The organism is Candidatus Photobacterium acropomis, assembly GCF_030685555.1.
Classification (GTDB): domain Bacteria; phylum Pseudomonadota; class Gammaproteobacteria; order Enterobacterales; family Vibrionaceae; genus Photobacterium; species Photobacterium lucens.
Genome location: NZ_CP131608.1, coordinates 564,978 through 579,980, shown reverse-complemented (window position 1 = coordinate 579,980; position 15,003 = coordinate 564,978). Strand labels below are relative to the sequence as shown.

Annotated in this window: 17 protein-coding genes; 9 read left to right on the top strand and 8 right to left on the bottom strand. The window is 39.4% G+C overall.

What is annotated here, in order from left to right; all coding sequences use genetic code 11:
• Positions 1–23 precede the first annotated feature (23 nt).
• From flgN to Q7657_RS02620, 3 genes are all read left to right on the top strand, one after another.
• A complete protein-coding gene (flgN, locus tag Q7657_RS02630) occupies positions 24–479 on the top strand; it encodes a flagellar export chaperone FlgN (RefSeq protein ID WP_107166031.1) in 456 nt (151 codons plus the stop codon).
• Positions 480–483: 4 nt separating this feature from the next.
• The gene (locus Q7657_RS02625) at positions 484–1,263 is read left to right on the top strand and encodes a lytic transglycosylase domain-containing protein (protein WP_107166032.1); all 780 of its coding nucleotides are present in this window, start codon (positions 484–486) and stop codon (positions 1,261–1,263) included.
• 202 nt (positions 1,264–1,465) lie between these two features.
• Entirely contained in the window at positions 1,466–3,160 is a 1,695-nt protein-coding gene (locus Q7657_RS02620) for a helix-turn-helix domain-containing protein (RefSeq protein WP_181319850.1), read from the top strand.
• Positions 3,161–3,270: 110 nt separating this feature from the next.
• Here the strand turns inward: Q7657_RS02620 and Q7657_RS02615 are convergent, their stop codons facing one another.
• From Q7657_RS02615 to Q7657_RS02605, 3 genes are all read right to left on the bottom strand, one after another.
• On the bottom strand, positions 3,271–3,858 hold the full coding sequence (locus Q7657_RS02615) for a YceI family protein (RefSeq protein WP_053988742.1): 588 nt from the start codon (positions 3,856–3,858) through the stop codon (positions 3,271–3,273).
• A gap of 54 nt (positions 3,859–3,912) precedes the next feature.
• Positions 3,913–4,458: a cytochrome b gene (locus Q7657_RS02610; protein ID WP_107166034.1), complete on the bottom strand. Its 546-nt coding sequence runs from the start codon at positions 4,456–4,458 to the stop codon at positions 3,913–3,915.
• A 230-nt stretch (positions 4,459–4,688) separates the two neighbouring features.
• Positions 4,689–5,408 carry a potassium channel family protein gene (locus Q7657_RS02605; RefSeq protein WP_107166175.1) on the bottom strand — a complete coding sequence of 240 codons (720 nt, stop codon included), beginning with the start codon at positions 5,406–5,408 and terminating at the stop codon, positions 4,689–4,691.
• A 220-nt stretch (positions 5,409–5,628) separates the two neighbouring features.
• Between Q7657_RS02605 and Q7657_RS02600 the strand changes: the two genes are divergently transcribed.
• The gene (locus Q7657_RS02600; RefSeq protein ID WP_107166035.1) at positions 5,629–6,729 is read left to right on the top strand and encodes an HlyD family secretion protein; all 1,101 of its coding nucleotides are present in this window, start codon (positions 5,629–5,631) and stop codon (positions 6,727–6,729) included.
• A complete protein-coding gene (locus Q7657_RS02595) occupies positions 6,719–7,717 on the top strand; it encodes a DUF2955 domain-containing protein (protein WP_107166036.1) in 999 nt (332 codons plus the stop codon). The genes Q7657_RS02600 and Q7657_RS02595 overlap by 11 nt, the downstream gene beginning before the upstream one ends.
• A gap of 76 nt (positions 7,718–7,793) precedes the next feature.
• Here Q7657_RS02595 and Q7657_RS02590 read toward each other — a convergent pair whose 3' ends face one another.
• Positions 7,794–8,300, bottom strand: coding sequence for a lactoylglutathione lyase family protein (locus Q7657_RS02590; protein ID WP_053988739.1), 507 nt, complete (start codon positions 8,298–8,300; stop codon positions 7,794–7,796).
• Positions 8,301–8,402: 102 nt separating this feature from the next.
• Between Q7657_RS02590 and Q7657_RS02585 the strand changes: the two genes are divergently transcribed.
• From Q7657_RS02585 to Q7657_RS02575, 3 genes are all read left to right on the top strand, one after another.
• A complete protein-coding gene (locus Q7657_RS02585) occupies positions 8,403–9,275 on the top strand; it encodes a LysR family transcriptional regulator (protein WP_107166037.1) in 873 nt (290 codons plus the stop codon).
• Positions 9,276–9,336: 61 nt separating this feature from the next.
• Positions 9,337–9,969 carry an HAD-IA family hydrolase gene (locus Q7657_RS02580; RefSeq protein ID WP_107166038.1) on the top strand — a complete coding sequence of 211 codons (633 nt, stop codon included), beginning with the start codon at positions 9,337–9,339 and terminating at the stop codon, positions 9,967–9,969.
• A 150-nt stretch (positions 9,970–10,119) separates the two neighbouring features.
• Positions 10,120–10,413, top strand: coding sequence for a SemiSWEET transporter (locus Q7657_RS02575; protein WP_053988736.1), 294 nt, complete (start codon positions 10,120–10,122; stop codon positions 10,411–10,413).
• 54 nt (positions 10,414–10,467) lie between these two features.
• Here Q7657_RS02575 and Q7657_RS02570 read toward each other — a convergent pair whose 3' ends face one another.
• The 4 genes from Q7657_RS02570 to Q7657_RS02555 all read right to left on the bottom strand — a co-directional run bounded on the left by Q7657_RS02570 (position 10,468) and on the right by Q7657_RS02555 (position 14,407).
• Positions 10,468–11,514: a M42 family metallopeptidase gene (locus tag Q7657_RS02570; RefSeq protein ID WP_107166039.1), complete on the bottom strand. Its 1,047-nt coding sequence runs from the start codon at positions 11,512–11,514 to the stop codon at positions 10,468–10,470.
• A complete protein-coding gene (locus Q7657_RS02565; RefSeq protein WP_107166040.1) occupies positions 11,483–12,604 on the bottom strand; it encodes a M24 family metallopeptidase in 1,122 nt (373 codons plus the stop codon). Before Q7657_RS02565 ends, Q7657_RS02570 begins: the two co-directional genes overlap by 32 nt.
• Before the next feature lie 21 nt (positions 12,605–12,625).
• A complete protein-coding gene (locus Q7657_RS02560; protein ID WP_053988734.1) occupies positions 12,626–13,969 on the bottom strand; it encodes a PTS sugar transporter subunit IIC in 1,344 nt (447 codons plus the stop codon).
• Positions 13,970–14,071: 102 nt separating this feature from the next.
• Entirely contained in the window at positions 14,072–14,407 is a 336-nt protein-coding gene (locus tag Q7657_RS02555) for a PTS sugar transporter subunit IIB (protein WP_107166041.1), read from the bottom strand.
• 174 nt (positions 14,408–14,581) lie between these two features.
• Here Q7657_RS02555 and Q7657_RS02550 point away from each other — a divergent pair, with 174 nt between their 5' ends.
• A complete protein-coding gene (locus Q7657_RS02550; protein WP_107166042.1) occupies positions 14,582–14,941 on the top strand; it encodes a PTS lactose/cellobiose transporter subunit IIA in 360 nt (119 codons plus the stop codon).
• Positions 14,942–15,003 lie beyond the last annotated feature (62 nt).

Sequence of the window (15,003 nt, the reverse complement as noted above, 5' to 3'; positions counted from 1 at the left end):
TCACTAAACTTGCGGAGTCACCTATGCCTCAAGCCTTCACGAAACAGCAAATGATTATCAGCTTAATAAAAGATATTCAGCGAGATATTGCTGATTATCGTCAGCTTTATGCACTGATGTTAAAGCAACATCAGTGCTATTTGACCTTTAATGGCAAATTGTTGGAGCAATTAACAACCCAACAGCAACCGCTTATTGATGTGCTAAAACAGCGTAGCCAACTGCGTTACCAATCGCTGCAAAACCTTGGCTTACCTATTTCGGCTCAAGGCATCGAAAAATTACACAACGTATTACCTGCGCAATTACAAAAACAGGTTCAGCAGCAATGGGCTCAGTTAGAAATTATGATCAAACAATGCCACGCCCTTAATCAGCGTAATGGTTTGCTATCAGCAAACTTTACCGAATTGCTTTGCCAGTTATACGAGCCAGAAGCAAAGTCACGCTATGCATTTCCTCATCTCATGCAGGATTAATAGTATGAGCTCTGGTTTACATCGCTATCAAAGCATCGCCACCCACTCTCTTTTTCGTATCGGGATCATGATACTCATATTGCTTTTTTCACTGCCAAGCCAAGCAATACCGCCCCATTATCAAGCCAAGTTTGAACAACAAGTTAGCCTGCATTACCAGCGTTTATCGCCCCATAAAAAAGTCATCAATAACCAGTTCACTCGCCATCAAAAAACTGTGCAACATATCATTCAGCAATTAGATAAGAATAAGTTGCCTCGCAGCATGATTTTGATCCCGATGATTGAATCTACCTTTGATCAACATGCGGTTTCCCATGCAAAAGCGGCAGGCTTATGGCAATTGATGCCGGCAACCGCCAAGCGTTTTGGTCTTACGGTTTCTAACCAACAAGATGAGCGGTTTAATATTGCTCGTAGTACAGAGGCGGCAATGCAATATTTGATCTTTCTTTACAATAAATTTGATAGGGATTTAAAACTGACTTTAGCGGCTTATAATTCAGGGGAAGGACGTGTGCAACGCGCCTTAAAACGTGTGGTTGATAAACATTTTTCTGCGCTTCGTTTACCGAATGAAACTGTTGATTATGTACATAAGTTCTATGCCTTAGCGAAACTAGTTAACCTTAAAGCTCTGGCTAATCCATCAACAGACTCTCATTCCCCCCCTTCCACCAGCACAGTATCAGCACATCATGAGGTACGTTTTCTTAAACAATTATTTGAAACCAAAACCGTCATTAACATGGAGCCAATCAAACCTTTAGTGCATTTTAACTAAACATCTCTTTGTCTTGACTAAGTAATTAATAACAATAAGTTAAACATCACAACATATCTATAACGCGCTAACTCTCAGTTTTATTCATCGCTTTCTTCCACTTGCTATTTAGTGTTTTAGCTCTCAGCTTTTATCTCAGCTTTACGCCACTATGCACGCCTATCGGATACCTTTGTCATGGAAAGACAACCTAGATACGGCTATGAGTTTAAATAAAAAACATTTTGATATTGTCACAGCACTGAGCCATAGCAATAAAAGTGTTAGCGAGCTTGCCGCTATATTTTCAATGAGCTCTCGTAACGTGCGTTACGCAATCGACAACATTAACTATTACTTTGAAAAACTTGAGCTACCTGCGATCACTATCGATCATGGTTCACTGCATTATGGCTTCGATGCCAGTGCTTTCTTTAGCCACCACTTTGCCCATAATTTTGTGTTTAGCAAAGAAGAGCGTGATGAATACATTGCGATCAATGCCCTGTTTCATCCACAGCCGACTGTGAGCCATATCCGTGATTATTTGAAGATCAGCCACACCACCTTTAATAAAGATATAAAACGTGTGAACGAGGTGTTTAATTACCTTGCTATCAACATTACTCTTAATGGCGACAATATCTGTGTAACAGGGAAAGAAAAACAGATCCGCTATATCGCCATGCGTTACGCCAGCAAGTATCTATTTTTTAAAAACAATACAATCCATTATCTGGATAAATCTTATTTCTATGAACAAGATCTGCTCACACATCTTCGCCAATACTTTGAGAAAGCTGATGTAAATTTTGCTATCACTGCGGTTAATGATATTGAACGACAATTTGGTAAAACCATTGAACCTGATTTTAAAAATATCCTGACGATTTACTTGATCATTACACTAATGCGCATCAATCAAGGCGTAATGATTGATAAAAAGAACAATGGCGATTTTCTTTCATTAACCCAGTTATATCCACTTATCTGTCGCACGCTTAATTGGCAACAACAGCACTATAAGTATGAAGCTCTTCATCTTACTGAGTATTTTTTAGGTGGCTTTAACACCGAAAGTTTCTTTGAAAAACGTTTTCAAGCAGAAAGCTTTATCTATCAGCTATTAATTACCTTAGATGGGGAATTAAATACTAACCTTGTCACTGATACACGCTTGATCAGTGACATTATTAGCTACTTAACCACTGCGGTTTACCGTGCCAAAAACAACCTCACATTAAGTGCTTTTGAGCATAGTGATGCGGGAATGGGTTTATTTTATCAAATAAAACGAATAACAGAGCAATATCAACAGCATTTCATCGAACCATTACGCGATGAAGAGATAAGTTACATTACCCAAATCATTCATGACGCTATAACCCGAACCCAAGATCAACGATTACCCCTAAGCCAGTTAATCAAACTTGCAGAGCAAAATGCCGATAACCTTAATTATGAGCAATTTATTAGTGACACTTTAGCAACACTAAATCCGCTGATTTTTGATGATAGAGATCTCCCTGATCTTATGGCTATCACCCATAGTATCGAAGATGAACGCGCCAGCGATGAACAAAAATCACTAGTGAAAACCATCAAATGGCTGTGTGACAAAATGGAGCAAAAACAGATTGTACATAGTGATTATGCTAAGGGCGTGTTATCACTACTCAATGCTCATAGCCATGACTATTTTGCCCATGACGGTATGCTGATTTGCCATGGTAAATCCCCGGCCCATAGCCATAAACTGACCATTACCCTATTAGTGCTTGATCAACCATTACGTGATGCACAAGGGAGAAACATTGAGCAGCTCGTTATGATCACTAATATTGATAATGTACGTCATTTACGGGCAATACATCAGCTTCAGCATTTCCTTAATCAAACGAGTCATAGTGAACAATAGCGAACAAAAAGTCGGTTGAATGTATGGTCTTACATCCACAACCGACTTTTCTTGTTTTACGAGGAGCTTAATGAAGCGAATGTCATTGTTTATCTCGCTTTATATCATAACTAAAGACGAATACCTTCGACATTAAATTCCAATTCCACCTGTGTTGATGCAGGTCCTAAATCCGTTTCAATGCCATAATCTTTTAACGCTATGGTTGTTGTACCAACAAAACCACGACGATAGCCACCCCAAGGATCATCGCCAGCCCCAATGTGTTTCACATCAATCGTCACTGGCTGAGTGACACCATTAAGGGTTAATTGCCCTTTCATTGAGGCTTTGCCGTCACCTAATTCCTCAAACGACTCACTTTCAAATGTCGCAACAGGAAACGCTTCAACATTAAGAAAATCTTCACTGCGCAAATGTTTATCACGCTCAGCATGGTTAGAATCGACACTTGATGTATCTATCATTACTTTAACTTTTGATGCTTCTGGTTTCGCTTCATCATAACTAAACTGACCATCAAACGTATTAAAGCGCCCAACCAGCCAACTGTAACCTAAATGTTGCACCCTAAATTGTATCGAAGCATGTGAGCCTTCAGTATCAATCTGATATTTATCTGCAAGTGCAGTTGGCACAAATAATACACAAGCAAATAAAGCGGTTGAAATAAGTGAAGTCAACAAATGTTTGATCATGACATAATCCTCCGTTGAATATTCATATCTCTCGTAATGTCTTTTTTATTAGCGTTATGCTTTGCCTAGCATTCGCTTTAATGTTTCATCTTTATCTAAATAATGGTGTTTTAATGCACCCAATATATGAAGCCCTACAAATACCATTAATGCCCATGCTGCATACCAATGGATCTTCCCTGCAATATCTGCTTGATTAGTGAACGGCGTGATTAGTGCTGGCACTTCAAACAGACCAAATACACTGATCCCACGACCATCTGCAGTAGAGATGAAGTAACCACTCAACACCACTGAAAAAACAATGAGATATAAAATAAAATGTATTTTACTTGCGAGCCATAATTCCCACTTTGCGTGAGTGCTAGCAGTAAGAGGTTGAGTAGTACAAATCCTAATCAATAGACGTAAAATCATCGCTAAAAACAGCATCAACCCAATACTTTTGTGAATAAAGGGCGCTGTTTTATACCACGCATGATAATAGGTTAAATCGACCATCCACCAGCCTAGTGCAAATAACCCTAAAACCGTTATTGCGACTAACCAATGAAGAGTGATTAATACAGGATGCCAGTTCTTATTTTGGATCTCTTCCATGAACCATCACCGAATATGCAACTTATTGTGAGTATAGTTGACATCTCAATAATGCAAACCTTCACGGTTTAGTCTTTAGCGTCACAATATTAAGACATGTCATCACTCAGAACGAAATAACAAATAATGAGAAAACAGCCAGTTAAAACTCTTATCTAACCGTAATAAAGAAAAGAGTTAGCTATCATGCTAACTCTTTCATTGATGGGATAATAACAAGATAAAGTAAATCAACCTTGCTGATCGTGGAAATTGTCAGCTTGATGTTTCAGTGTTTTCTTATGATCAATACTCGAACTCACAAGGCTTGATACCACGACTGCCATATAAAATACTCCTACTATCGCTTCGAGATATACCAACGCCTTCGCAATCGGTGTTGCAGGGCTAATATCGCCATAACCTAACGTAGTTAATGTCACAAAGCTAAAATAAGCAGTATTAGAAAAATTCTCTTCCCATGCGATGGCTTGTATTCCTTTAAACGAATACGGATCAAACTCGAGCAAAATTAAATAGGCTATCGCCCACATCAACCCCAGCAGTAAAAATAATGCAATCGAGCCAACGACCTTGTTGGTATCAATTTCACCTGAAAACAAAATACGTTTCACCAGTGATTTAAAGGTGCCAAAGAAAAACACAAACGTCAGCCCTAACATCACCACACTCATTTCATTAATGTGGAAAAGATATTTAACAGCTATCGCTGCAATCCAAATGACCGCCAAGGCTTTTAAAAAACGAGACCAATGCTGATCAAAATGCAGGCTAACAAAACACACCACAAAGGTAGTAATAATGATCCCTTGCAGCACATATTCCATTAAGCTTTCTTTCAACACTTGCACCAGCGAAGTACTTAACAGCAATACCACCAAAGCTAAAGTCAAATAAATAAAATTATTCTTTTCACTGATATGTCGATGCGAATTAATGTTTTTTATCATTACATGAACCATAATAGGAATCGTTAGACGTTGATTGTATGAATTTTTTTCCAACCACATAGAGTTAATCGGCTTAAATATCTTTCTATTGAGTTTACATCTGTCGAATATGTTTTAACACAGCGCAAACGCCATACAAGCCATCACTAAGAACGAGTACTTGCTTTAGCAGATAGTCGCACCTATTAAGATTGCGACAGCATAAATGAAAGGAATAACAATGCAGGACAATAACACCCCCTCAGAAAACCATAACAACAAGATCAACAAAGCACGTTCTTTTACTTACTGGATCTTTGCAATTGTTTTAGCAGTATGGCTTTATACTCTGTGGGCTGATCGCATGACCCCAATGACAGATCAAGCCCGTATTAATGGGCAAACCATCCGTATTAGCCCTGAAGTTTCAGGAACCATTTCAAATGTTAGCGTCATTAATAACAGTGAAGTGAAAGTTGGCGAGCCACTGATTACTATAGATCCTCGCCCTTTCCAACTAGCAGTCAATGCCGCAAAATTCGATTTACAACAAGCTGCGCAATCTTATGGGGCTGATTCTGCCGCAATAAATGTTGCAAAAGCCAATGAAGTTGCTGCTCGAGTTAAAGTCAGCAATGCGAAAAAAAATCTCGATCGTAATCGAATCTTGTTAGCGCGTGGCACCATTAGCCAAGCGAGCATGGATAATGTGGTTGCCGACTTACAAATTGCAGAAGCAAATCTCGCTCAAGCAACTTCTGCCCTTAAAAAGGCCCAAGAAGAATTTGGCCCTCGCGATGAAAATAACCCTGAAATCCAAGCCGTACTCAATAAACTAGAGCAAGCACAGCTTAATCTTAACCACACCAAAGTTGTTGCTCCTGCTGATGGCGTGATCACCAATATGCACATCGCTATTGGCGACTATGCCAGCACGGGTCAACCTTTACTGACCTTTATCAATAACCACAATTTATGGCTAACTGCGATGGTACGTGAAAACTCACTCGCTCATCTAAAATCAGGTAACCCAGTTAAAATTGTATTTGATGCTTATCCAGGCGAAGTGTTTAAAGGTAAGATCTCATCCATTGGTTGGGGCAGTAGCGGCAATGGTAGCCTTGAAGATAACCAAAGCAGTGGTTTATTAGTCTCACCAACCAGTAATCCAAAAGCACAACGCTTCCCTGTGAATATTGAATTTGAAAAACTACCGGATGATGTACAACTACGATACAGCGGTCGTGCGGTGGTGGGCTTTTACCCGCATGAAAGCTACATTGGTGAAAAGCTATTAGATCTATGGATGTGGGCATGGAGTTACATTAGCTATGTATCATAGTGCCGCTAATCCATTAATAAGGGTGGCATTGTTTCCTATACTATTGCTGTTTTGGCAGTATGTATTCGGAACAGATTTACCCTTACTAGCCCCTGCAATGTGCGCTGTATTCCTAACCACAACCCATGAGCCACCACCCTTTATCATGGTGCTGTTGATGGGAGGCATACTGTTTGTCACGGCTTGGCTCCAAGCTGTAATGAGTGGGTTATTAATCGACTATCCACAAGTCTATTACCTATTCTTATTTGGTGTCTTTTATTGGTGCATGGAGAGAACAAAAAACAACGCACAAGATGTTTTTGCCATTTTGTTGATTGTTTCAACGGCAATGATCGCAGTGTTTACACAACAAAAAGGGATCAGTGTTGAGCAGATCCCAATGGCACTGCTTAAAAACATTTTTATTGCGGGATTTACCGCCTACTTAGCCTATTTTCTCTTTCCTAAAGGAGAACCATTGGCAGAAACAGTGGAAGGTCCCTCTTCAGACATAAAATACCTGTTTGATTGGCAAACCATGATCAAAAGCCTGATCATCATGTTTGTATTGGTATGCGCTATCCAATTAAATCTGGAACAAAGCACTATCATTACTGTGATTGTGGCTCTCATCATCAAAGATCCTGATCCAAGCATCGGTAGAGATTACGGTCTAAGACGACTGCTCACAACATATGCCAGCGTGCTTTATGCTGTGCCACCTTTGGTAATGAGCCTATTACAAGTCAATATCATCGGTACATTAGGAGCAGCATTAGTCAGCGCATTATTTATGGGGATCCATGCGGTTGAGAAAAAAGCCAGTTTAAACTCAATTCAACTGTTGTATACCAGTTACGTCGTACTGGTATTTTATGGCCTTACTTCAACCAGTATTAGTGCCTTAGCGGATGATTTAGTCCGTTTTAGCTCAGTATTTGCGGCTGTACTCATCGGTATAATGAGCCTGATCGTTCTTTATCCGAAAGCAAAAAAGCAGCCTTAACGCTTTAACTCTCCTCAACGCAAAAAGCACTGAGATCATCAGTGCTTTTTTATTGCGTATATTCTGCTTACTGATTTTATTTGTAAGCACCAGCGCTGTAGTGAAGCTCATAACTGTGAGAGTAAATTTCTAAAATATTACCAAATGGGTCTTCCATATAGATCATGCGATATGGCTTTTCACCTGGATAGTAAAAACGTGGTGCTTTCATGCGTTTCTTACCACCTGCAGCCACAATCTTTTCCGCTAATTCTTCCACATTTGGATCTTGAATACAGAAGTGGAAAATACCTGTTTTCCAGTACTCAAAATTATCTTCAGGGTTAGTTTGGTTTTTAAATTCAAACAGCTCAACGCCAATACGATCACCTGTTGATAAATGAGCGATACGAAAACGCTCCCAACCACTTCCGAACACATCGGTACACATCTCACCAATCGCTGAATCATCTTCCACGATCTCAGTGGGCTCCATGATCAAATACCAACCTAATACTTCAGTATAAAATTTTACTGCCGCTTCTAAATCTGGCACTGAAATACCAATATGAGAAAAGCTACGTGGGTAAGTTTGTGTCGTCATCGTTGATCTCTTCTTATTGCTCGTTGTTGATGACTGCTAGGTTACAAACCGAACGTTATTATGTAAAATTATCATATATCATAATTATGAGTACGTTTTGTAATGATAAATCCTGTTTGGTTACGTAGCTTTTGTACTTTGGTTGAAACAGGGCATTTCACCCATACCGCAGAGAAACTCTTTATGACTCAGTCTGGAGTCAGCCAGCATATTCGTAAATTAGAGCAGTATTTAGATCAGCCTCTTATTACGCGCCACGGTAAAAAATTCACCCTCACGAATGCAGGTGAACGCTTATACAGTGAAGCCAATACTATTGTGCAATCGCTGACGGATTTAGATAAACGGATTAGTGAAGATCCTAGCTATGAAGGTGTGGTGAGAATAGCCTCTCCGGGTAGCGTGGGATTAAAGCTTTACCCTCAATTACTGGCTTTTCAGCAACAACATCCTGATCTGATCATTGATTATCGCTTTGCTCCTAACCATGAAATAGAAAAAATGATCGCTGAACAACGGATTGATATTGGCTTAATGACAAGCCTTGCTGGCAAAGGGGACATAACACTTAATCACATTGGTAGTGAAGATTTACTACTGGTAACACCTGCCCATATCACAACTGCTAGTTGGGAAAATTTACTCAAACTTGGCTTTATTAATCACCCTGATGGGATCTATCATGCCAGCCAACTACTCAGCGTTAATTTCCCTGAATTTCAACATATTGAGCAATTCAAACAATCAGGTTTTTCCAACCAAATTAATCTGATTATCGAGCCAGTAAAACTGGGATTGGGCTTTACGGTATTACCTCGTTATGCGGTCGAGGCTTTTCATCAACAAGAGGCAATCAAGACCTTCTCACTAACTCATCAAGTCAGTGAGAAAATCTACCTTGGCACATACGCCAACAAATTTGTGCCTAATCGAGTTAAGACCGTAATCGAAGCAATACAAAAACACTTAGCATGACGGATAACCATACTATTCATAGTGTTATTGACTTTAAAACAATAATAAATAGAAGCTCGCAATGAACAATAACAAGAAAGTCATCATAGATTTCGATGGAACTTTAGCAGCCAGTTTTGATCTTTTTATCGAAGCTATGCGTGCTGCTCATACTAAATACGGTTTTCGTAACGTTGAAGATGATGAAATTGAACCCTTCCGCCACTACAGTGCCTTACAAATTCTTAAGTTTCTTGGCTTGCCACTGTATCGAGTGCCTGCAGTAACACAGTTTATTCGCAGTTATATGTCAAAAAAGATCAAAACCTTACCATTAGCATCTGATTGGCAAGAAACACTCCAAGCTCTCGCACCAGACTGCGAACTGGCTGTTCTGAGTTCAAATTCAAATCAGAATATCCAATCGTTTTTAGACCAGAATGAATTAGCCTATTTCAGTGAAATTGTCTCGGATGTTGGCGTCTTTGGTAAAGTTAAAGCCATTCGCAAACTTATCAAAGACAACGGTTGGCAAAACAAAGACGTGTTCTATATCGGTGATGAGATCCGAGATATCAAAGCCGCAAAAAAAGCGAAAATCAGCAGTATTGCGGTAACTTGGGGATATAACGCAGAGCCCGCATTAATAACCCACCACCCTGATCATTTAATTTCCAATAGCAATGCACTTATTGCGATACTGCAAGTATGGTGAGCCGAAAAGCGCATAAAGACCACTATAGCCAAGCGATTTAATCACATACCAAAAGACATTTTTTAGCATTTCTTCAATAACCAAACTAAGCTTGAATTACATTAACCATCAATGTCTTAGCGTTAAAATTTGTGAAAGAGGTAAAGTAATATGTCGCTGTTGGATAGTTTAGGGAAGAGACTAGAGCCTATCATGCTGTTTATGGGGTTAGTCAGCCCAATAGCTACTCTACCTCAGTTGTATAAGCTTTTTATCTCCCATCCCAATCATGCTCATGGGTTGTCGTTAACGACTTGGTCGATGTATGCACTGATTTCACTATTGTGGTTTATCTATGGGCTCTACCATAAGAACCCAACTATTTGGGTAGGTAACTTTTTAGGCTTCTTAGCCTATTTTGCCATGATGGTAGGGATTGTGATTAAAGCGGGTGTGACCTTTTAACAAGGTAAAAATAATGGCTAGTTATCCGTACTAGCCATTACTTATTATTTCATGTCACAGATAACGATAAAAACTCGCTAATCTCTCAGCATTTAAACCTTTTACCGTGTTTTCTAACAATGATAAACAGGTCTCATAATCTGCTTTATTCACTAAAGTATAAGGGCTGTGACAGTTCTTCACCGGTAAGATAATTGCCATACCCGCAATACCTTCTCCCACCAAAGTTGCCGAGCCATTATCAGTACCACCGCCAGCTAAGAAATCACGCTGCACATCAATATTATTCTCACGAGCCACATCACTAACATAATTGAATAATGGATAATGAGCCAAAGCACATTTATCAGCGACAACTAAACAAGGACCTTTACCGTACACTCTTCGCCCTGACTGCGAACTAGGCGTATGTTTGGTAGAAGCGACATCTAACACAATAACAACATCAGGACGTAGTTTATCTGTTGCGGTTTTACCGCCTTTAGTCCCTACTTCTTCTTGTGCACTGCCGATAAAATACAAATCACAATCTAATGGCTGCTGAGCAAGGCTTTGTAATAATTCCATCCCAAGTAAGCAACCGATACGATCATCAAACGATTTTGAGACAAAATTACCGCTATTATTTAGTTCATGGGTGCGAGTTGCAAAGACTGCGCTATCACCAATTTCAATCCCCATTGCCAATACATCTTGCAGGTTAACAGCGCCAATATCGACAAACAGATCATCCATACTTAAATTCGTTAATGGTTTATCAGTAAAGATGATGCCCTGATACTTATTACCCGAACGGGTTTTGATCTCAATCCTGCTATTTAATGCAATATACGGATCAATGCCACCAAGTTTGAACAATTTTAAGTAGCCATCAGTGGTGATATGTTGGATCAAAAAACCCACCTCATCCATGTGTGCGATCACCGCGACTTTTGGCCCCGTCGCTTGGTTATTTAGCCTTGCGATCACGCTACCTAACCCATCAAATTGAATATCATCAACATAATTTTTTAGCTCATGGTAAATCACACTGCGTACTTCATCTTCACGCCCAGAAGGACCATGAGCGTTAGTGAGCGCTGTCATTAATGCTGTATTCATTAACAATTTCCTTAAGTAAAGGCGATGTAAAGTTACGTGAAATATCACGGAGTTGGCGAGGAAGATGAGTTAAACTTTTTGCACCGTTGGCGGTGATAACTAAGGTGTCTTCAATACGCACACCACCAAATTGAGGAATGTAAATACCCGGCTCTATGGTAACAACCATACCGGGTTGTAAAATTGCGTCATGTTGCTGATTTAGTAATGGAAATTCATGGCCTTGTAATCCCACGCCATGCCCTAAACCATGACTAAAATAATCACCATAACCACAGTGTGAAATATACTCACGAACTGCAGAGTCTATAACACGAGTTGAAACACCAGTCGCTAACATGTTCACGCCAATTTGCTGCGCTTTATACACAATATCAAAGATTTTTTGCTGTTTTTCTGATATTTCACCCACACAAAATGTACGAGTCACATCAGAGTGATACCCTTTGTAAACAATGCCAAAATCAATAGTAACCAGCTCACCATATTCGATAGTTTTAGCACTTGGTCGTCCATGAGGAAATGCCCCACGTTCACCAGACACCACAATAAGAAAATCAATGCTATCTGCACCTAAACGTCGTGCAGCCCATTCAATATGTAGTGCTAGATCCGTTTCAGTTATACCTTGATAAAACGCTTCAAGCCCCTGCTCTATGGCTTTTTCTGTAATGGCACAAGCGTATTCAATTCGTTGAATTTCTGCCGCTGTTTTGGTCTGTCTTAATAGCTCAACACTGTGTTGGAGGGGGACTAAACATGCAGTTAAAGCAGGCTCCCAATTACAAAAGTCACTGTAACTCAGGCTATTTGCCTCAATACCCAAGTATTGAATTTGGTGAAATGCTAAACGTTGCTCTAAACAAGCCAGAAAGCCTAATTCATCACAATTGATCACAGCATAGTCATGGCACTGATGTTTCAGTTGCTCAACGTATTTTCCTGGTACCAACAACTCTTTGGTATTTGCCGTGATCAACACATGTCCACCACTACCAGCGAAGTCAGTTAGGTAACGCTTATTGTGACAATCACTCACTAATAAGGCATCACATTGTTCAGAAAATGGGGTTAAATCAAACGTCTTCATCAGCGCCACTCTCGTTGAGGATTAGAAATCTAATCCCAGTTCATCCAACAGTTCTTCATCTTTCTTGCTAAAGACAGATTTCTTCTCTTTTTCTGCTTTTAGTTGTGCTTCACGTGCCATTTCTTGTTTATCCATGATCCTAAAGAATGGGTAGTAAACACAGAACGAAGCAACAATCTGGATCATTTGTACGAACGGCGTCTTCCAGTCAAAACCTGTTAAGTACCCTTCAAAGAACAAAGGCAGATACGGTGGATCAAAGAACGGTTTTGCTAAGAAGCCATATTTCATTAATGCTAATGGGAATAAACCAATTAATGAGCCACCCAGTACAAACGGAATAAATAAGATTGGGTTTAAGATAATTGGTGCGCCAAATAACACAGGTTCATTAATACCGAATAAACTAGGCACTAATGAGACTTGACCGACTTTTCGATAACGTTGTGTTTTTGCGATCATCATGGCAATAACTAAACCTAGCGTCACACCAGAACCAGTAAAGTTTACAAACGCTGAGAATGTACCACCTGTCACAAAGTGAGGAAGCTCAGCAGCTATTTGTTTCGCTGCAATGTTTTCTGATAAATATTGAACAAAAATAGGAGAAAGGATCGGGCTTAATACCGCAGAGTGAATACCAAAGAACCAGAATAATAGTCTCAGCATGATCACAAACCACACTACAAATAGATTATCTAAACTACCCACAACAGGGGCTAATACATCCATCACTATTTCAGGTAATAATAAACCACCGGTTACATCAGCAATAAAATAACGCAATGTTAAGAATAGAATTGCAATAAAGGCAGTAGGTGTAATGAGTTCAAAAGAGCTTGAAACAAAATCAGGCACACCTTCTGGCATTCTTATTACTAGCTTATGTTTGGTAAAGAAGCGATATATTTCCACACAGGCAATAGAAATAAAGATGGCAGTAAATAAACCTTTTGAGTCAAAGAACTTCACATCTAATGAACCATCAGTATTCACCGAGGTTGTCATGATTAAGAAGGCAAACAGTGACAAGGCTATCGCACCAACTGTGTAGATTTTATAACCCTCACTGAGGAAATAAGCAATCGCGATAACAGTGTATATTGCAATAAAACCAAGGGAGAATTTAATTAGTAAATCAATAAGATAAACGTTATTTGCAAACCATTCTTGAACAGCAACAGAATCTGAAAATACGTTTTTTAGCGCTTTTAATGGGTAAGCCATGGAGCCCAATAATAGGATTGGTGTTAATACCACCATGCCTTTTTTTACCGCACTTAAATGGGGTTGTTTATCTATTTTTTCAGCAATGGGTACGAGAATACGCCCAATGAGGTTTTCAAATTTCGCAAATACACTCATAGCAAAGACCTTTATATTTACTACAAATAGTGAGGGAGTGAACTGTGCTCATTAACAGCTCACTCATATTTCTTCTGTGTAGGGAAAAGAAGATAAATAGCATTAAGCCATGGCGGTTTGATGTTTTTTATGTGCCAATAACGCTTGCTTTAATACGGTTGCACCATCCATTGCGCCGTAAATTTCAGCGGTGAGTAATACTGACGGTTTATTATGTTCTTCTGATACAGCTTGAATTTGAGTATATTTGTGACCAAGTTGTGGACCAACTAAAATAACATCATAGTGATCAACTTTTTCTTTTAAACGGTCAACGGGAATAGCTTCCATTGAAAAATCGTCAATGTTTAACTTTGCGCTGTTATTGATCGTTTTTTTCATCTCTTCCATCATCATGGTTGTAGAGAAGCCACCAGCACACACTAATAAGATATTCATCACACTTTCCTTTATTTTTAAATTTATTAAACAGGAATATTAATAAGCGATTATCTTTTTCCGTCAATGAAACTTCATTTCACAAATAAAGTGAAATGAAGTTTCATAGCTGTTTTTTTTCGCTGTGGTAGTCTGGGCCCATCAAAAATAATAACAACGATTTAAGGACATCCAATGACAACAGAAACAGTAGATATCAGCGAAGATCTAGAACGTATTGTGTTCTCTATTGTGAGCTATTCTGGTGAAGCGAAAGGTTATGCGTACGAAGCGCTACGCTTATCGGAAGATGGCGATTTTGATGGTGCGCACGGTATGATGGATAAATGCAATCAAAGCGTGCTAAAGGCTCATGAAGTGCAAACGGAAATGATCCGCCGTGAATTAGGTGGCGATAAATTTACGGTTAGCATGATCATGGTCCATGCCCAAGATCACTTGATGACAACATTATCTGAACGTGAATTGATCCGCCGTATGATTGAGCAAAACCGACGCTTACATACGCTAGAACAAGCGCTACTGGCTAAATAATTTCAACTATCCGGCTTATTTCCCCCTATGTTAGTTAAGCCAATCAACAACAAAAAACGGGC